Below are 17481 nucleotides of genomic sequence, written 5' to 3' on the forward strand. Positions count from 1 at the left end.
GCTTTCGTCTGCGCTCTCTAAAAGCAGCGCAATCACTCATACGAACGCGAGGAGCCATGAAATGTTTCTAAGGAATAAAGTTGCGCAAGGAAACGTAAATTCTTTGACAGGAATCTATGCAGTTCCTGTCGGCAGCCGCACCACAAACTCGGTATTTCCCGGCTCCGATGAGAACAGGATGCGCCCGCCAAACTGCTCCACAATCCTGTGCACGATGCCCAGACCGAGACCCGTTCCGACACCTACCTGTTTCGTCGTATAGAACGGATCGAAGATCTGGCGCTGGCACACGATCGGTATGCCCGACCCGTTATCCGTAACGCTGATGCCGATGTATTTCTGCGAAGTAGTCGAATCCTTCTCGATCACCTCGGTCCAGGTGCGAATCTTGATGTGGCCCTTCTGCGACACGGCATCGATCGCATTATCGAGCAAATTCGTCCAAATCTGATTCAGCCCCGAGCACTCTGTATTCAGCAGAGGAAGGTCGGCCGCAAAATCCTTTTCCAGCACGATTTCCTTCTCACGAAACTTGTGCCCAAGGATGACCAGCGTCGCATGAATACTATCGTTTACATCAAGCGTCTGCTTCTGCCCCTTGCCCTCATAGGCGTATGACTTTACTGCATGGACGAGGTCGCTCACGCGCCCGATGCTCTCCTCGATCGTAGCCACGAGCTGCATGCTCGAGACCATCGCCTCAAGCCAGCTCAACGCATCCGAGAACTCGCCCGCCGGGAACTCCGAATGTGCACACATCAAACCTTTTGCATCGATACCGATCGACACCAGTGTGGGCGCCAACTTCCACGCATTCTCAATTTCGGCAGTTTCCATCCACTCGGCAAGCGCTTCCTCGGCATCGCTCTGCTCAAGCGAATTCATCCGTAGCGGCGCTTTTACAGAAAGCGCGTACGCCTGCAAGTCCAGAATGCATTCCTTCTGTTCCTGCGTCATCTTGATCCGCGTAAACTTAGCGGACAGCGCATGGAGACGCATCAGGTTCTCGCGAAGCTGTGAAGCCGCACGTCGTGCCGCCGCGCCGGGATTGTTCAACTCATGCATCAGGCCCGCAGCCAACGTTCCCAGAGATGCCATCTTCTCCTGATGGATCACGATGCTCTGCATCTTCTGGATGCGCATCGCCATATTTCCAAGGATCGCCTTGCGGACCTCTGGGCACGCAGTCATCAACGTCCAGAATCCGTCCTCATCGAGCCGAAGCAGGCGCGTATTAGCAACGGAGCGGATGTTTACGGCAGTTGGCAAATTTGCCAGCAGCGGCACTTCACCGAAAGCAGACCCCGGAGGCAGCACATACATGTTCATCTCATGGCCCTCCGTGGTGACCTGAGAAACCCGCAACTCTCCGTCGAGCAGGATCCAGAAAAAGTGCGCGACTTCGCCCTGCACCGCCACGGTTTCGGCGTCCTTCAGATAGACATTGTCTGCATTCTCGAGACAAACCAGCTTATCGACAGCCAGTGACTGGAGAATCGGAACATTACGCAGCTTCGCCACCGTATCTGCGTCTAGTTCCCGTCCAAGTTTTGCATCGGCAATCAGTGTACTTTCGCTCATATCCTCACGCAGTTCTACCATTACAGGGTCGCCAGGTACTGGTGTACAAATTGAATCGCAATCGAGCCCTCGCCAACCGCAGAAGCACATCGCTTAACCGAGTTGAAACGGACATCGCCAGCAACAAAGATGCCCGGCACACTCGTCTCAAGCAGGTACGGATCACGCTCCAGAGTCCACTCTTTCGCAGCCCTCGCCTTCAGGTCAGGTCCTGCAAGGATGAAGCCCTTGGGATCGCAGGCTATCGTCTTTGGCAACCAGTCGGTCTTCGGAGACGCTCCGATAAATACGAATAGAGAGTTCGCCGCCCGCCGCTCTTCTCCGTTCGGCGTCTTCAAGGTTAGGCACTCGAGGTGCGTGTCGCCCGACATGCTGACGACCTCCGTGAACGGTTCAACCACAATGTTCGGCACAGCCTCGATTTGATCGATCAGGTACTTCGACATGCTCTTCACCAGCGACTCGCCGCGAACCAGCATATGGACCTTTGAGGCAAAACGAGAGAAGTGCATCGCCGCCTGACCAGCCGAGTTCGCTCCACCGACGATATATATCTCTTCTTCGGCACACCCTTTGGCCTCGGTGAGCGCCGCGCCGTAATACATACCCGCTCCTGAGAACTTGCTTTCCCCCGGAATATCCAGTTTGCAATACGACACGCCAGTCGCTACCAGACAAACATGACAGGTAAGTTCGCGCCCGTCTGCCATCTGCACGACATGGTAGTTGTTCTCGCAACGCAGCGCGGTAACCCGCTGCGTCAGAAACTCGGCTCCCAACCTCTGTGCCTGAAGATAAGCGCGTTTCGCAAGCTCGTCGCCGCTCAGCCCCTGCGGAAAGCCCAGGTAGTTCTCGATCTTCGAGCTCGACCCTGCCTGCCCGCCCACAGACTCACCTTCAACAATCAGCGTGCGCAAACCCTCAGAAGCTCCGTATACCCCTGCCGCCAGGCCAGCCGGCCCTGCGCCAATCACGATCACGTCGTAAAAATCCTGCTTCGCCTGCATCGGCAGACCAAGTTTCGCCGCAAGTTCCTGGGGCGAGGGCTGCAGCAGCACCGTTCCGTCCCCAAAGAGCACAACCGGCATCTTCGAGTCGTCGATCCCCTTCTTCTTCAACAACTCCAGCGCGTCCGAGGAATACTCCGGACTCAGCCACTTATATTCGACCCGGTGTCGGGCCAGAAAGTCGCGCACCTGGTAGTCCGCCGCCGACCACCGCATCCCGACCACCTGGATACCTTCATAGGCTGGCCGATAGCCCTGCTTCCAGGATTCCAGCAGATCGTCCAGCACCGGATAAAGTTTCTCCTCAGGCGGATCCCAGGGCTTATTCAGGTAGTAATGGATCTTCGCGGCGTTGATCGCGCGAATCGCCGCTTCCGTATCCGCATAAGCCGTCAGCAGCACCCGCTTTGCATCGGGAAAGAGCACCATCGCCTGCTGCAGGAACTCAATCCCGCTCATCCCGGGCATGCGCTGATCGGAGAGGAATAACGCCACCGTCTCCTCGCGCTGCTTCAATTGAACACAGGTTTCGAGCGCGGAATCTCCGGAAACAGCACGGATTATGCGGTAGTTCTGGCCGTAATGGCGACGCAGATCCTGAACAACTGCTTCCAGGACGCTCGTGTCATCATCAATCGCTAACAGTATCGGTTTAGGCATAGCTCTACTATGGCGCATTTGTAATAAAAATGCCCATAGATTGGAGTGGTCTGACCGGTCGAACGCTTCAGAAAAATTTACCTGCCATCTATAAGGAATCCGCGCCAATAACCTCTATCCCACGAAGCGCTTCGATTGTTGCGCCATGCGCACCGACGTTTACGCTCAGTCTTAAAATCGGGCGTAGACTTGTACGAATAGCAGACATGACGAGGAAGCACCCGGATAGCCGCCGATGAGGTGACTGCGGACAGGAGAGCTTATGCCGCAGGAGATCGACACCATGAATAGGCTCATACTCGCGGACAACCAGGCTATCTTCCGATCCGGCGCCGCCCGCGTCCTGGCCGTCGAAGACGACATGCGCATCGTCGCACAATGTGAAGACTCCGCTCGCCTTCTCGCCGCGATCGATCAATTCCGCAGCGTCATCGTTCTCTTCTCGACCAGCATGATGCTGAATGTAGACCAGGTCCTCTCCCGCGCCCAGGCCGCTGGCAGCCGATCGATTCTCGTTACGGAGAACACGGAAGAGGTCGCCGAAGAGATCGCTTCGCGAATCGACGGCATCGTCTGCAGGAATATCAGCGGATCGGATCTCGTCGATTGTCTCCGCCGCGTCGCTCGTGGGCAGCGCTACGTTCATCACTCCAACATCACCGCGATGACGGCTACCGACACCGTGGGAGCCCGCGTCCGCGATCGCCTCACGCCCAAAGAGATGCAGATCGTCGCCCTCATCGTGCAGGGCTGCAAGAACAAGGACATCGCGTTACAACTCAACACCAAGGAACAGGTCATCAAGAACTACCTGCGCGGCATCTACGACAAGACCGGTGTGTCCGACCGTCTCGAACTGGCCCTCTTCACCCTCCACCACCGCATCCTTGCCGACGCCGCCGCCAAAGCCGGAACCCTCCTCCAGAAGAAAACCGCCTAGCGCAAAAATAAGCGGATAAGCGCCCATACGAGCACCTATCCGCTTGTGACCGCTGCGCGCCACCTGGCTAAATTCCCATCAACTCCTCTTCCATCGCTTCCTTTACCGTGGCCCCGCCCACCTTCTCCGCAACCGACTTACCCTGCGTAAACAGCAGCAGGTAATCCGGGCCACCCGCCTTTGAATCCGTCCCGCTCATATTGAAACCACCAAACGGGTGCGCCCCTACCATCGCTCCGGTGCACTTTCGGTTGAGGTAGAGATTGCCTACCTGGAACTCCTCACTGGCGCGGTCCAGCGTCGCGCGTGATCCCGAGTAGATCGCCCCGGTAAGACCATACTCCGTGCTGTTCGCAATCTGCAGCGCCTGGTCAATCGACGTCGACTTGATGACCGCCAGCACCGGTCCAAAGATCTCCTCCTGCGCGATCCGCGCATTAGGTGCCACGTCCACAACGACCGTCGGCGCGACGTAGTATCCGCCATCCTTCTCAATCGCGCTTCCACCATTCAGCAGGCGCCCCTCGCCCTTCGCAATCTCCAGGTACGAGAGCACGCGCTGATACGCCTTGTCGCTGATCACAGGGCCGCCGTAAAAATTATCCGCCGGATCGCCAACCTTGATCGTGTCCACCCTCGCCTGCAGCTTTTCGCAGAAGGCGTCGTAGACCTCCGCCGCCACAATCGCGCGCGAGCACGCTGAGCACTTCTGCCCGCTAAACCCGAACGCGCTCGCGGCAACCCCTTCGACAGCCGAATCCAGATCGCAATCCGCCGCCACAATAATGGCGTCCTTCCCACCCATCTCAAGAATTGTCCGCTTGATAAAGATCTGACCCGGCTTGGCCTTCGCCGCGCTCTCATGGATCTCGAGACCAACCGCCTTCGATCCTGTAAACGCGATAAACCGAACCTCCGGATGCGCCACGATTGCGCTCCCAAATCCCGGCCCTTCACCCGGACAGAAGTTCACCACCCCATCCGGCAGCCCGACCTCTTCCAGCAGCTTCATGAACTCCGCTGCAATCGTCGGCGCATCGACGGAGGGCTTGAGAACTACCGTGTTTCCGCACACGATAGCTGCCGCTGTCATACCCGCCATAATCGCCAGCGGAAAGTTCCACGGCGGAATGACCGCACCCACGCCAAGCGGCACATACCGTAGCCGATTCCGCTCACCCGGCATCTGGATCGGCGTCGCCACTCCATCCAGCTTCAGCGCCTCACGCGCGTAGAACTCCAGAAAGTCGATCGTCTCGCCAACATCGGCATCCGCCTCGGCCCAGTTCTTGCCTACTTCGAAGGTCAGCCATGCGCAGAATGCAAACTTCCGCTCCCGCACCAGAGCCGAAACCTTCAGCAGTAGCTCTGCGCGTTCGACCACCGGAACGCGACTCCAGCCCGCGAACGCCACCCGCGCCGCCTCAACCGCAGCCTCCGCGTGCTCGGCCTCCGCACGTTGATGAACACCAATCACCTGCGCAGGTCGCGCTGGGTTGACCGAGGTAATCTTTCCATCCGTCTTGAGTCGTCGCCCACCGACGACCATGTCGTACTCTCGACCAAGGCGGCCGCCGACCGTAGCCAACGCCTCCTCCATCGCACGGCGATTCGCCGCATCGGTAAAGTCCAGAAACTCTTCATTCTTGAAGGAAGGGAGCGAGGCAAGCAAAGCCGCAGCAGCAGTAGTCATCTTGCGATTTTACCGCGATCAGCCGTGCAGCATTCCCTGGCCGCCTATGTCTTCACCGGCCAGGCCGTCTGCCCCCCGCGATGGTACGCAAGATTTCCAATATGTCCCGCTCGCGCTGCTGCTACACCAGCCTCGACCGGCGCATTCGGCTCACGACGGCTCTTGATACAGGCAAAGAAGTTCTCCATGTGCGCGATCGTTCCATCCCTGAAGCTACGTTCCGTCAGCACGGGATTCTGATCGCTCTTGATGTTCTCCCGATAGAGCGTAAATCCGCTACGCGAAAGCTTCAGCGTTCCCTCTGTTCCACGGAAATCCAGCCCGCCATCATCGATCGACGAACTCATCATCCCCTCGTACACCACGTCGAAGCCGGGGTAGCGAAACGCCGCCTGCAGCGTATCCGGGCAATCCCACTCCTCAAACACATACTTGTCGCCGAGCATCTGCGCCATCACGGGCTGGTCGGCCTTCATTGCCCAATGCACCACGTCGATCCAATGTGCGAACAGGTCCGTCATCGCGCCGCCACCAAAGTTCCAGTACCAGCGCCAGCGGCTGTACTTCTCCACGCTGAACGCCTGGTCCGGTGCGCCGCCAAGCCATCGCTTCCAATCCAGCAGGCTCGCATCCATCGGCTTCATAGCCGTCCAACCGCCGCTGGAACCGTAGTTCTGCCACCAGTATGTTCTCACCTGCGTGATCCGCCCAAGGCTTCCACCCTGAATCAAATCCACCGCATTGCGGAAGTGGCTCCAACTGCGTTGCTGCATACCGCATTGCAAGATCTGCTTGCTCGATCGCACCGCATGAATGAGCGGCGCACCTTCTTCAAGCGTATGCGTCACCGGCTTCTCGAGGTACACATCCTTACCGGCAGCGATCGCGTCCGTTGCAACCCGAACATGCCAATGGTCCGGCGTCGCGATAAGTACCGCATCAATACCCTTGTTATTCAGAACCTCGTGATAGTCCACATGCGACGTAGCCCCCGTAGCATTCGCCCTGGCCTTTACAGCGTCGCAGTGCGGAGCATACACATCACTCACTGCAACAATTTCATAGCCGCCGAGCGCATCCGCTGAATCCAGCAGGTTCCGCATCCGGCCACCCGCGCCGATCACGCCGACCCGCAGCACATCGTTTGCACCGAACGCTTTTGTCGAAGCGAGAGCCGTGAGTCCGCTCCCGATAATGAAGCTACGCCGATCAGCTTTAAAAGACATTACGTTCCTCTAGTTTGGATCCCGATGATAGTACCAGCGAGCGGTACACTCTGGCATCCTCTCCGCTGAGGAGTAAGTCGACCGACCTATTGCATCATCTTCTCGGTAGACTTCGACATCTTCGCCGTTCGATCCAGCTTGTCCCACGCAAATGGCTTACCGTCGATCGCCCGCTTCACGGTCTTGAACAGCACCAGCGAGAACACCTGTCGATACGTGAATCGTTGAATCCAAATGTGGAACAGAAGCCAGAAGTCACCCTTGCTCGCCTTGTTCTTCCGTTCCAGCGTAAAGGCCAGCGCCGACGCACAAAAGTCGATCACAGTGAACGCCAGGAAGAAGCCGAGCAGCTTGTAGAAGCTTGTCGTCGAAGCCGTCTCCGGATGGAAGTGCCGGTCGACAAGATAGTGGATGACCCCGAACACAAACATCAGGTCGATCAGCGGCGACACCAGCGGCAGCAAGATCTGGAAGATCAGGATATTCGGCAGCGCAAACAGCCCCATCGCTCGATGCTGACGAATCGCACCACGGTGCTTGAAGATCGCCTGGAGTATCCCGAACGACCAGCGGAACCGCTGCCGCATCAGCCCATCCATGTTGACCGGGGCCTCGGTAAACGCCAGCGCCTGGTCCTCATAGATCACCGAGTATCCCTGCTCCAGCAGGTTCATCGTCAGGTCGGCATCCTCAGCCACCGTGTTGGTGTGGTAGCCGTTACCGGCCCGGACTGCCGCCGTCCGCCACGCGCCGATCGCCCCCGGTACCACCATCACCACATCGAAGAGGTCCAAGGCTCGCCGCTCAAAGTTCTGGCTCGTGATGTACTCCAACGCCTGCCACCGCGTCCACAGATTTACCCTGTTGCCAACCTTCGCATTTCCCGCCACCGCCCCGATCTTCGGGTTCGCGAAGTGGCAGACCATCTTCGTAATCGCATCATGGGCGATCACACCATCCGCGTCGATGCCAACGTAAATGTCTTCGTCAATCCGTTCAAGCGCATAGTTCAGCGCATCGGCCTTGCCGCCATTCGGCTTCGTCAAAACCGTCAGCCGGCCGGACTCGATATCCGCCGGATACGCATCGCGTGCCACTTGGCTCGTCCGATCCTTTGACCCGTCATCGATCACGATAATGCGGATGTTCTTGTAGGTCGACATCATCGCCGACCGGATCGTCCGCACGATCACCACCTCTTCGTTGTAAGCCGGAATCAGCACAGCAACCCGCGGCAAGTAGTCCGCCGTTGCAAAGTTCTTCCGCTTACGGAGACGATCGATAACAGCAAACACACCAATCACAATGAGCCGCGCACTCATCAGCACATCGCCGACAAAGAACACGCCAATCACGAAGTGGTTGAAAAAGCTGATGAAGAAGAACGCAATTGAATCGACCGCAGCCTGCCACCGCTGGCGCGATGTAAGCGCAGGCATCACCTCCGCGCGGGTCTTTCCAAGAAGCTGCGACACCGGCACAATCTCATACCCGCGCGCACGCAGCGTTTCGATCAGAACCGGCAGCGCCGCAATCGTCGGCGAGCGATCCCCACCACCATCATGCAGCAGGATGATCGATCCCCGAGTCCAAGGCCGCGCATCCATCTGCGCGATGGCGTCGAAGACGCTATCCGTAATCTCTTGGGGAGACTTCCGCGGATGCTCGTCCCAATCATTCGTGTCGATCTTGTTGCCGATAATGATGTAGCCAAGGCCCTCGATGCGATCCACCGGGGCAGCCTGATCATTTGTATCCGGCTCTTGGTCAATCGAGTAGGGAGGCCTGAAGTAGAGCGGCTGCACGCCCAGCTTCGAAGCGAACAACCGCTCCGTGAAGTTCAGCTGCAGGTCGATCGATCGGTTTGAGATTTCACTGATGTCTGGATGCGTATAGGTATGATTGCCAATCTCATGCCCTTCGCGATACACCCGCTTCATCACGCCGACGTTATCCTGCGCCTCTTCCCCGATCATGAAGAAGGTACCGGACACACCATATTTCTTCAGAATGTCGAGGATCTTCGGCGTCCACGTCGGATCAGGTCCATCGTCGAACGATAGCGCGACCTTCTTCGCTTGGTAGCCATACTGCTCGATCGTGTACGACAGAGGATAAGACTCCATCCGCTCCTGCGTCACCGACCGCGACGCTAACGGAACATCGTCGTCATCATCCATAGTGATCTCGCGACGCCCAATCTGCGGCTTACGCGTCACCCTCAGGATGTCTCCATTCCCTTCTGTATCCACGTCGTAGCCGGGGTCCACACTCGCCAGGTCCTTTGCAGGATCGGCATGCCCCGGCCTGTCCCAGATCTTCCAGAGCGAGTTATCTTCCGACCCAAGCTGCCACAGCGCAAACGTCTGCAACCCCAACGCCTGGGCCGCACGCATCTGGTTCAGCACCGTCACCGCATCCAGAAACCAGATCTGGTGGCGAATGTGCGCGTCATTGTCGTCATACGCGAAGTGCACGTTGAGCGAGTCATCATCAAGATCGATCTGCGACGCAGAGTCGAACGCCGCTTGCCATGCTGTCTGCGTCGACACAGTCTGCGCGTACAGGAACTTCGGAGCCGCCGGTGTAGCCTTCTTCTTCCCCTTGACAGCCGAGGCCTCCGTCGGCAACTGGGAGACCCAGTCGTAGCCATAGCTGCCCAGCGAACAGATAATCTTTTCCTTCGGCACCGTCTTCAGAACGCGCTTTAGATTGTCGACAAACCAATCCTGCGCCGCAATCGGACCCGGTTCACTCTCCGTTTGGTGCTGGTCGTAGTTCATCAGCAGCAGGCCGTCGGAGTTGTCGGCGATGTACTTCAGGTTGAAGTCATCATCAGCAACCGGCGTATTCACGTACAACCGAAGATTTCGCGGATGGAAGTCCGCATAGAGCGCTGCCACCAAGGCCTGAAAGCCCGGCTGCGCCTCGGTGGGAATCTCTTCGAAGTCCAGAGAAAGTCCACGATAGCTAGGGTTCTTCGCCAGAAATGTGTCAATCTGCTGGATGAAGTTCTGACGCGCTACCGGGTTCTTCAGAAACTCGCCGATGTTTGGCAAAAACTTGTTGACCGTCGGGTCGTAGTTATTGATCAGCGGAAAGACTTCCGTATCTTCGTGCGCGTCCGAGATCACCCGAGCGACCTTATTCTCGCGATCCACAAGGTGCACACCCGCCGCATCCACCACCGGATACGGCCGATTATCGAGTGAGTACGCCGTCAGCGACCCATCCGGCGTCACCATGTGCAGCCACTCAGGAAACAGCAGGTCAATCTGTTTCACATGCTGCTTCAAAGAAGAATAGCTGGCCGGGTCATCCTCAACGTAGTACGCCGCACGCAGACCTTCACCCGAGTTGAACGGAATCTCCGAAGGCTTCCGATCCGTTCGTCGGTGCGCAGCACGATGCAGCTTCTGCCCGGATTTGTTGTCTGTCGCCTGGTGCGCCAGTGTGCGGAAGTTCCGCTTCTGCATCGGCAGCAAGAGCTCCGGCAGCGGCTTCATCCGCAGCAATCCCACCACGAAGAGCGCTCCCACCACGAGGCCGAGCAGAGCGAGCACGTCGAAGATGCGCCGCAGACGCTTCCAGCGCTTTCGTTGCGGGTCGTAGAAAACTGGATCGCTCATGTGTTGGGAAATTGCCCGCTCTGTCCTGCGTCTCTCACTAACGCCATCGTATGCAGCACCGTCCCCTGAGTCAACGAACCATCCACGACACACCACCGCTCGCGTTCACAGTATGATGCGAAGCGATGCACCCTCTCACAAATCAGCGCCGCACCCTCTGGCTGCACATCGCCGCCGCGCTCGCCATCGGCTTCGCCCTCCGCCACTGGTTCATCACCCACACCGCCCGGATCGACGGCGACACCCTCATCTACGGCGAGATCGCCATCAACTGGATGCAGCACAACGTCTACGGCTTTGTCATGAATGCGGGCGTCCCCAAGCCCACCCTCATTCGCCTCCCCGGCTACCCACTCTTCCTCGTGGCCTGCTTCCGCATCTTCGGCCTCAGCGCCTACACGGCAGTCATGTACGTGCAGACCGTCATCGACCTGGTCTCCTGCCTCCTCATCAGTGCCCTCGCCGGAAGACTCTTCGGTCCCCGCGCCCGCGTCGCCGCCCTCTGGCTCGCAGCCCTCTGCCCCTTCACCGCCAGCTACGTCGCCGCCCCTCTCACCGAGACCCTCACCCTCGCCTGCATCACCCTCGCCTTCTACGCACTCGAGCGCTGGAGCACCACTGACCATGGCCCCAACCGCTGGCTCTGGGTCATCACAATCACCCTCGCCTACAGCATCCTCCTCCGGCCCGAGCAAGGCCTCCTCGCCGCCGCCATCCTCCCCGCCATGCTCTGGCTCGCAATCAAATCCCGGCCGCCCCACCCTTTCGCAGCCCTACCGCGAAAGGGTGGGGTCGACAACGTCTCCCTCACGAAGCGCGCCCTACCCGTAGTCACAGCAGCCATCTGCATCCTGCTCCCGCTCATCCCGTGGACCCTCCGCAACCAGCGCACCTTCCACGTCTTCCAGCCACTCGCCCCGCGCTACGCCACCGACCCCGGCGAGAAGATCCCTCTAGACTTCCAGCGCTGGTACCGCACCTGGGCCATCGACTTCACCTCCACAGAAGACGTGTACTGGAACTACGACGGCGGCCCCATCCAAATCACCGACCTCCCCAACCGCGCTTTCGACTCCGACGCCCAGTACATTCGCACCGAAGCCCTCCTCAACGACTACAACGACACCTCGAACGACACCCCTGCCCTCGAATCCCGCTTCGCCGAACTAGCCCACGAGCGCATCACCGCCGACCCCATCCGCTACTATCTCGCGCTCCCGGCAGCTCGCCTCATCAACATGGCCCTGCGTCCCCGCCTCGAGATGCTCCCCATCTCCCTCGAGTGGTGGAAATGGAGCGAGCACCACGCCCAGACAGCCTTCGGCACCGCCTACGCCGCGCTCAACCTGGCTTATTTCGTGCTCGCAGGCATCGGCGTGTTCCTGTGGCACCGCCGCAAATGGAACGGGCGAGCCGCCCTCGCCTGGGCTATGCTCGCCTCCATCACTCTGCGCTGCGCCTTACTGCTGACCCTCGACAATTCAGAACCTCGCTACACCCTCGAGTTCTTCCCCATCGTCTTTCTGGCCGCGTCCATACTCTTCAGCCGCCAAAAGGAATCCGCCCCTGATCCATCCACAAACCTGTCATCCTGAGCGAAGTCGAAGGATCTGCGGTTGTTCTTGCCTCTGCCGTTCTGATGTCATTTCCAAAGGGAACCTGCGTTCACCCCGCACCCTACCGATTCGACACACTCGTCTTAGAGTTCGTCTTAATCTCATACGGCTTCTTATCCACCTTGCCGTTATAGCGAATGTTCTTATAGATCGCCGTCCGCTTATCGTCCGAAGGTGTAAAGAACTCCTGCCGCAACGAAATGTCACGTGCCAGATCGATCCACACCGTCACATGCGAGAACATGTTCTGCACATTCTGATCCTTCGACACAAGGTCCAGTTTGGCTGTCGAAACACCATCCACAGTCTCCGCTCCCAGATCCTTGATCGTCCACGCCTTCTCCAGATCCCGTCCGCTTCCCCCAAACCCAAGCGTCAGGAAGCTCTCCACCTGCGCTCCGTTCTTTGCCGTCGAAATCTTCAACAGCGTATTCGGACCCGGATCATAGATCTGCAGTCCATTCTCCTTGAAGCTCAGGAACTTCAAGCCCGGCGTCGTCATCTTCGCGCCCATCTCCGTCGTGCTCTTCTGCTTTTGAAAGAAGATCGTCCCAGCCTGCGTCGAGGTCGACCGCGTCACCCGCTCATAAAAATCCCACTGAAAGTCAGCCTCAGCTGACTGGAACTTCGCGCTCGCCGCATCCATCTGGCTCAGCACCCCCGCCAGATGCGCCGCAGGAGCCTGCGCCAACGCTCCCCCCGTCATCATCACCGCAAACGCCACCACACACCGAAGCTTCATCATCACTCCTAAGACGCCATCACCCGGATCTTCGTTACCGCAGCACCCATACGTTATACGCAATCAGCCGTCCAGACGGATCGTTCACCGGCTCATACTTCTCAATCGCCACTTCGCCCGAAATCGGCTCCACCACGCGCAGGATCGCACTCCGCACCTCGGCATCCGTCTTCGCCGCGCCCATATCCTCTGTCCGCACCTGGTACAGAAACCGCGCCGTGTTCCCCACGCTACCCGCCTCGCGCACCAGCACCTCACTCGCATGCGTGGCGACCGTGGTCACCGGCCGGTCCTTGAAGTTGATAAAGTGCGGCGATACAAACAGGAATAGCAGGATCACCGTCACCATCACGTCGTAGTGCAGGCTACCCCGCTCATACGTCCACCAGAAATATCTGCTCACCAGCTTGAACATGGTCTACCGCTTCCCCGCTTGCTTCCCGATCACCGTCTCGCCACCCATGTACGGCACCAGCACCTCCGGCACCCGAACCGTCCCATCCGCCTGCTGATAATTCTCCAGCACCGCGAGATAAGTCCGCCCAATTGCCAGTCCGCTGCCGTTGAGCGTATGTAGAAATTCAGACTTCTTCTGCCCGACAGCCTTGTACCGGATATTCGCCCGCCGAGCCTGAAACGCCTCAAAGTTCGAGCAAGAACTAATCTCCCGATACAGCCCCTGCCCCGGCAGCCATACCTCCAGATCAAAGGTCTTCGCCGCCGAAAATCCCATATCGCCTGTACACAGCAGCATCCGCCGATACGGCAGGCCCAGCTTCTCCAGCACCGTCTCCGCATGCCGCGTCAGCGCCTCATGCGCCGCCGAAGAATCCTCTGGCCGCACAAACTTCACCAGCTCCACCTTCTGAAACTGGTGCTGCCGGATCATCCCGCGAACATCCTTGCCATAGCTCCCCGCCTCACTCCGATAGCAAGGCGTATACGCACAAAACGAGATCGGCAGTTCGGCCTCCTGCAAGGTCTCATCGCGCAGCAGGTTCGTCACCGGAACCTCAGCCGTCGGGATCAGCCAGTGATCGTTATCCTGGTACTTCCCTGCCTCATAGGCGCCCTTGTCGTCGCAGTGAAACAAGTCCTCGGCAAACTTCGGCAACTGCCCTGTCCCAAACAGACTCTTCGAATTCACCACACTGGGTGGCAGCACCTCGGTATACCCATGCTCCCCCGTATGCAAGTCGATCATGAAGTTAGCCAGCGCCCGCTCCAACCGCGCTCCCTGCCCGAAGTGCACCACAAACCGTGAACCCGAGATCTTAGCCGCCCGCTCAAAATCCAGTATCCCGAGCGCCTCCCCGATCTCCCAATGTGCCTTCGCCGCGAAGTCGAAGGCGGGCTTCTCGCCCCACACCTTCACCTGCACATTGTCGTGCTCGCTCTTGCCCAGCGGCACATCGTCCGCAGGCAGATTCGGCAGCCCCTGCATCATCTCCCGCAGCCGCTCATCCGCCGCAGCAGCCGCAGCCTCCAGTCCTTCACCGCGAACCTTCAGCCCCTTCGTCTCCTCCGTCAGAGCCGTCGCATCCCCAGCCGAACGCCGCAACTCGGAGATCTGCTCCGTCAGCCGATTCCGCTCAGCCTTCAGCGTCTCCGCCTCGGTAATCGCCTCGCGACGCTCCCGATCGATCGCCGCAAAGTCCTTCAACATCACCGCAGGATCAGCCCCACGCGCTCGCAACTTCTCTTCCACAAGGCCAAAGTTAGCCCGAACATACCCAAGGTCAATCATCACCTAAGATTCTACCGTCTTCCACCATCACCTTTGCCTGGCTCAGGTCCCACAACCCTCTCAACGACAAGTCATCACGTATGCTGGTTTGGTCACGAGGGTAACTATGGCCGCTCCCGCAGCAATCAATCCCGTAGAGATCAGGCTGCGCCAGCTTCTTCTCGAAGAGTTTCAGAGCAACACAAGCAAACCCGCTTGGGTCGCCGCTGGCGGCACTGGAATTGCGATTCGCTGGAACCAGTTCTCCCTCACCCCGCAGATGAAGGCCGCAACCAACGAGATCGGCCAAAGGCTGGGCTGCCATACCTGCAACACGCGCCTTGAGATCGATGCCGATCAGCCCTGGGTCGGCGATCACTTCCCGCCCACCGAATTGAATATCAGCGCGCGCGCCGCCCTAGACGTCGCCTTCGAGGGCAAAGACGTTAACGCCAAGACCTATATGCTCCGCCCTCAATGCAACTCCTGCTCCTATCAGCAGGCGGCAACCGTGCGGCGGCTCAACAGCATGACCTCAACCGAGATCGTCAAATGGCTGAACAGCGACGCAAACATGAAGCTCGAGGTATTCATGCTGATCAACGGCGTCTCTGAAGGAAAAGTCGGTGTCGACGCCATCCAGTCCTCAGGCCCGAAGGTCACCAGTACCGAGGGCTACCGGATTCAGCAGCTCGGCATTGCGAACGGCTGCCACAGCGATCCCTCCCACCGCTTTCCAGCCAACACCTACCACGCCGACCACATTTGGCCCCAGGAGCTCTGCACCAGCTACATGGAGCAGGTGCTCCTCCACCTCAATCTGCTCAACCACAGGCCCGCACAGCAGGAGCTTCGCCCCCAATGCCCCCGGTGCTCCGGAAATCAGGGTGGCAAGCTCAAGCAGATCGCCGACTACGCCCAGCAGTATGCCACACAGCACAACATCACCTTCTACAAATAAGCACCTCCTATCCGGCTCGGCAGAAGCCCCGTTGTACCCTAAGTCCATGCGAAAGTACGCCTCTGCCCTCCTCACGCTCCTGCTCGCGCTCCCCGCCGCCACACCCGCCAGCGCAGAGGCCTACAACGCCAGGCCCAAGCTCGTCATCATCCTGGTCCTCGACCAGTTCCGCGGCGACTACCTCGACCGCTACCGCGCCGACTTCAAAACCCCCAACGGCTTCAACCTCTTCCTCAACCGGGGCGCTTACTTCACCGACTGCTACTACGACTACGCCAACACCATGACTGCCCCCGGCCACTCCACCATCGGCACCGGTGCCTACACCGACGGCCACGGCATCTCGCTCAACGAGTGGTGGGACCTCAAACGCTCCACAACCCACCCCGTCAGCTCCGTCGACGACGAGCAATACTCCCTTGTCGGCAACGATGACGGCCCCCAGGTCGGCACCTCCCCGCGCAACGAACTCGCCTCCACCCTCGGTGACGAGGTCGTCCTCGCGACCCGCGGCCAGTCCAAGCTCTTCGGCATCTCCCTCAAAGACCGCGCCGCCATCCTCACCTCCGGCCACGCCTCGAACGGTGCCTTCTGGCTCGATCACGCCTCCGGCAAGTTCGTCTCCTCCACCTACTGGGGACCGCAGCTTCCCGCCTGGGTCCAGGCCTTCAACAACAGCGGCCGCGCCGCACAGGCCATCAAGGAGGCCAACGGCAAGACCGGCGACTTCTACAACACCGTAGGCCGCAGCCCCGCCTCCGTCTCCTACCTGCTGGACTTCGCAAAGTCCCTCGTAGCCGCCGAGCAAATGGGCAAGCACGACGTCACCGACGTCCTCACCATCTCTATCTCCTCCACCGACATCCTCGGCCACCAGGTCGGCCCCGACGCACCCGAGCAGCGCGCCATGATCGACGCCACCGACACCCACCTCAACGACTTCTTCACCTGGCTCAACACCCACGTTGACGGCGGCCTCCCCAACGTCTGGGTAGCCCTCACCGGCGACCACGGCGTCGCGCCCATCCCTGCCGAAGCCGCGAAACTCGGCATCCCCGCCTCCAGCCTCGACCTCGGCAAGCTGCAGACAGCCCTCAACGCCAGCATGAACCAGCACTTCGCCACCACCGGCAAGGCCTATCTCTTCAAAGCGCAGGAGCTTCCCTATCTAGCCCTCGACCCACGCGCCTTCTCCGACATAAAGATCTCCGAAAAGGAAGCCGAGCAGGCCGCAGCCGACCTCCTCCCCGCAGCCTTGGAAGCCACCCTCCCCGCCCAGCCCGATAGCCCAAGCCAGCAACGCCTTCCCGCGCGCCCCCTCATCCGCCACGTCTACACGAAGCAGCAGATGGCCGCCGGCGACGTCCCCGCGACCGACGAAGGCCGACGCATCCTCCACAGCTACTCCCCCAACGGCGGCTGGTACGTCATGGTCACCTTCGGCATGTACGAGCTGGCCGGAACCCACGGCACCAATCACTTCACCCCGTACTCCTACGATCGCCACGTCCCCCTGGCCTTCTTCGGCTCACCCTTCGTCCCCGGCACCTACCACGATCTCGTCCAGCCCGTAGACATTGCCGCCACCTTCGCCTCACTCCTCGGCGTCAACCGCCCCTCCGCCGCCGTCGGCCACGTAGTGATTGAGGCCCTCAAGGCACAGCCTAATAAGGTAGTGGCAAAGCCTTAGCCGCAGCCAC

General features: G+C 59.3%; 12 protein-coding genes. 4 read left to right on the top strand and 8 right to left on the bottom strand.

The genetic code is table 11. The features are described from left to right. Positions 1-114: 114 nt before the first annotated feature. Complete coding sequence (locus OHL20_RS01915; RefSeq protein ID WP_263381527.1) at positions 115-1602, bottom strand: sensor histidine kinase; 1488 nt, start codon at positions 1600-1602, stop codon at positions 115-117. Beyond that, complete coding sequence (locus OHL20_RS01920) at positions 1602-3248, bottom strand: FAD-dependent oxidoreductase (protein WP_263381528.1); 1647 nt, start codon at positions 3246-3248, stop codon at positions 1602-1604. The genes OHL20_RS01915 and OHL20_RS01920 overlap by 1 nt, the downstream gene beginning before the upstream one ends. Positions 3249-3531: 283 nt before the next feature. Between OHL20_RS01920 and OHL20_RS01925 the strand changes: the two genes are divergently transcribed. Next, a complete protein-coding gene (locus OHL20_RS01925) occupies positions 3532-4188 on the top strand; it encodes a response regulator transcription factor (RefSeq protein ID WP_263381529.1) in 657 nt (218 codons plus the stop codon). Positions 4189-4255: 67 nt separating this feature from the next. On the opposite strand, the gene pruA is transcribed toward OHL20_RS01925, so the two are convergent. From pruA to OHL20_RS01940, 3 genes are all read right to left on the bottom strand, one after another. After that, positions 4256-5881, bottom strand: a complete 1626-nt coding sequence (gene pruA, locus OHL20_RS01930) for an L-glutamate gamma-semialdehyde dehydrogenase (protein ID WP_263381530.1) — start codon at positions 5879-5881, stop codon at positions 4256-4258. 44 nt (positions 5882-5925) lie between these two features. Next, positions 5926-7107 (bottom strand): Gfo/Idh/MocA family protein, encoded by a 1182-nt coding sequence (locus OHL20_RS01935; RefSeq protein WP_263381531.1) that lies wholly within the window; start codon positions 7105-7107, stop codon positions 5926-5928. Between the two features lie 86 nt (positions 7108-7193). After that, complete coding sequence (locus OHL20_RS01940; protein WP_263381532.1) at positions 7194-10736, bottom strand: polysaccharide deacetylase family protein; 3543 nt, start codon at positions 10734-10736, stop codon at positions 7194-7196. Between the two features lie 125 nt (positions 10737-10861). On the opposite strand from OHL20_RS01940, the gene OHL20_RS01945 reads away from it, so the two are divergent. Then, positions 10862-12331, top strand: coding sequence for an ArnT family glycosyltransferase (locus OHL20_RS01945; protein ID WP_263381533.1), 1470 nt, complete (start codon positions 10862-10864; stop codon positions 12329-12331). 82 nt (positions 12332-12413) lie between these two features. Here the strand turns inward: OHL20_RS01945 and OHL20_RS01950 are convergent, their stop codons facing one another. The 3 genes from OHL20_RS01950 to serS are packed head-to-tail and all read right to left on the bottom strand — an operon-like array spanning position 12414 to position 14841. Then, positions 12414-13097 carry a LolA family protein gene (locus OHL20_RS01950; protein WP_263381534.1) on the bottom strand — a complete coding sequence of 228 codons (684 nt, stop codon included), beginning with the start codon at positions 13095-13097 and terminating at the stop codon, positions 12414-12416. Positions 13098-13128: 31 nt separating this feature from the next. Further along, positions 13129-13509, bottom strand: coding sequence for a hypothetical protein (locus OHL20_RS01955; protein ID WP_263381535.1), 381 nt, complete (start codon positions 13507-13509; stop codon positions 13129-13131). A gap of 3 nt (positions 13510-13512) precedes the next feature. Continuing rightward, positions 13513-14841 carry a serine--tRNA ligase gene (gene serS, locus OHL20_RS01960; RefSeq protein WP_263384929.1) on the bottom strand — a complete coding sequence of 443 codons (1329 nt, stop codon included), beginning with the start codon at positions 14839-14841 and terminating at the stop codon, positions 13513-13515. Between the two features lie 106 nt (positions 14842-14947). On the opposite strand from serS, the gene OHL20_RS01965 reads away from it, so the two are divergent. After that, positions 14948-15781, top strand: a complete 834-nt coding sequence (locus OHL20_RS01965) for a hypothetical protein (protein WP_263381536.1) — start codon at positions 14948-14950, stop codon at positions 15779-15781. 31 nt (positions 15782-15812) lie between these two features. Further along, complete coding sequence (locus OHL20_RS01970; RefSeq protein WP_263381537.1) at positions 15813-17471, top strand: alkaline phosphatase family protein; 1659 nt, start codon at positions 15813-15815, stop codon at positions 17469-17471. Positions 17472-17481 lie beyond the last annotated feature (10 nt).

The organism is Granulicella arctica (assembly GCF_025685605.1).
GTDB lineage: Bacteria > Acidobacteriota > Terriglobia > Terriglobales > Acidobacteriaceae > Edaphobacter > Edaphobacter arcticus.

Excerpts from the sequence above, each read along its gene's own strand:
- OHL20_RS01915 (WP_263381527.1), bottom strand. The coding sequence starts at position 1,602 with ATGGTAGAACTGCGTGAGGATATGAGCGAAAGTACACTGATTGCCGAT.
- OHL20_RS01920 (WP_263381528.1), bottom strand. The coding sequence starts at position 3,248 with ATGCCTAAACCGATACTGTTAGCGATTGATGATGACACGAGCGTCCTG.
- OHL20_RS01925 (WP_263381529.1), top strand. The coding sequence starts at position 3,532 with ATGAATAGGCTCATACTCGCGGACAACCAGGCTATCTTCCGATCCGGC.
- pruA (WP_263381530.1), bottom strand. The coding sequence starts at position 5,881 with ATGACTACTGCTGCTGCGGCTTTGCTTGCCTCGCTCCCTTCCTTCAAG.
- OHL20_RS01935 (WP_263381531.1), bottom strand. The coding sequence starts at position 7,107 with ATGTCTTTTAAAGCTGATCGGCGTAGCTTCATTATCGGGAGCGGACTC.
- OHL20_RS01940 (WP_263381532.1), bottom strand. The coding sequence starts at position 10,736 with ATGAGCGATCCAGTTTTCTACGACCCGCAACGAAAGCGCTGGAAGCGT.
- OHL20_RS01945 (WP_263381533.1), top strand. The coding sequence starts at position 10,862 with ATGCACCCTCTCACAAATCAGCGCCGCACCCTCTGGCTGCACATCGCC.
- OHL20_RS01950 (WP_263381534.1), bottom strand. The coding sequence starts at position 13,097 with ATGATGAAGCTTCGGTGTGTGGTGGCGTTTGCGGTGATGATGACGGGG.
- OHL20_RS01955 (WP_263381535.1), bottom strand. The coding sequence starts at position 13,509 with ATGTTCAAGCTGGTGAGCAGATATTTCTGGTGGACGTATGAGCGGGGT.
- serS (WP_263384929.1), bottom strand. The coding sequence starts at position 14,841 with ATGATTGACCTTGGGTATGTTCGGGCTAACTTTGGCCTTGTGGAAGAG.
- OHL20_RS01965 (WP_263381536.1), top strand. The coding sequence starts at position 14,948 with ATGGCCGCTCCCGCAGCAATCAATCCCGTAGAGATCAGGCTGCGCCAG.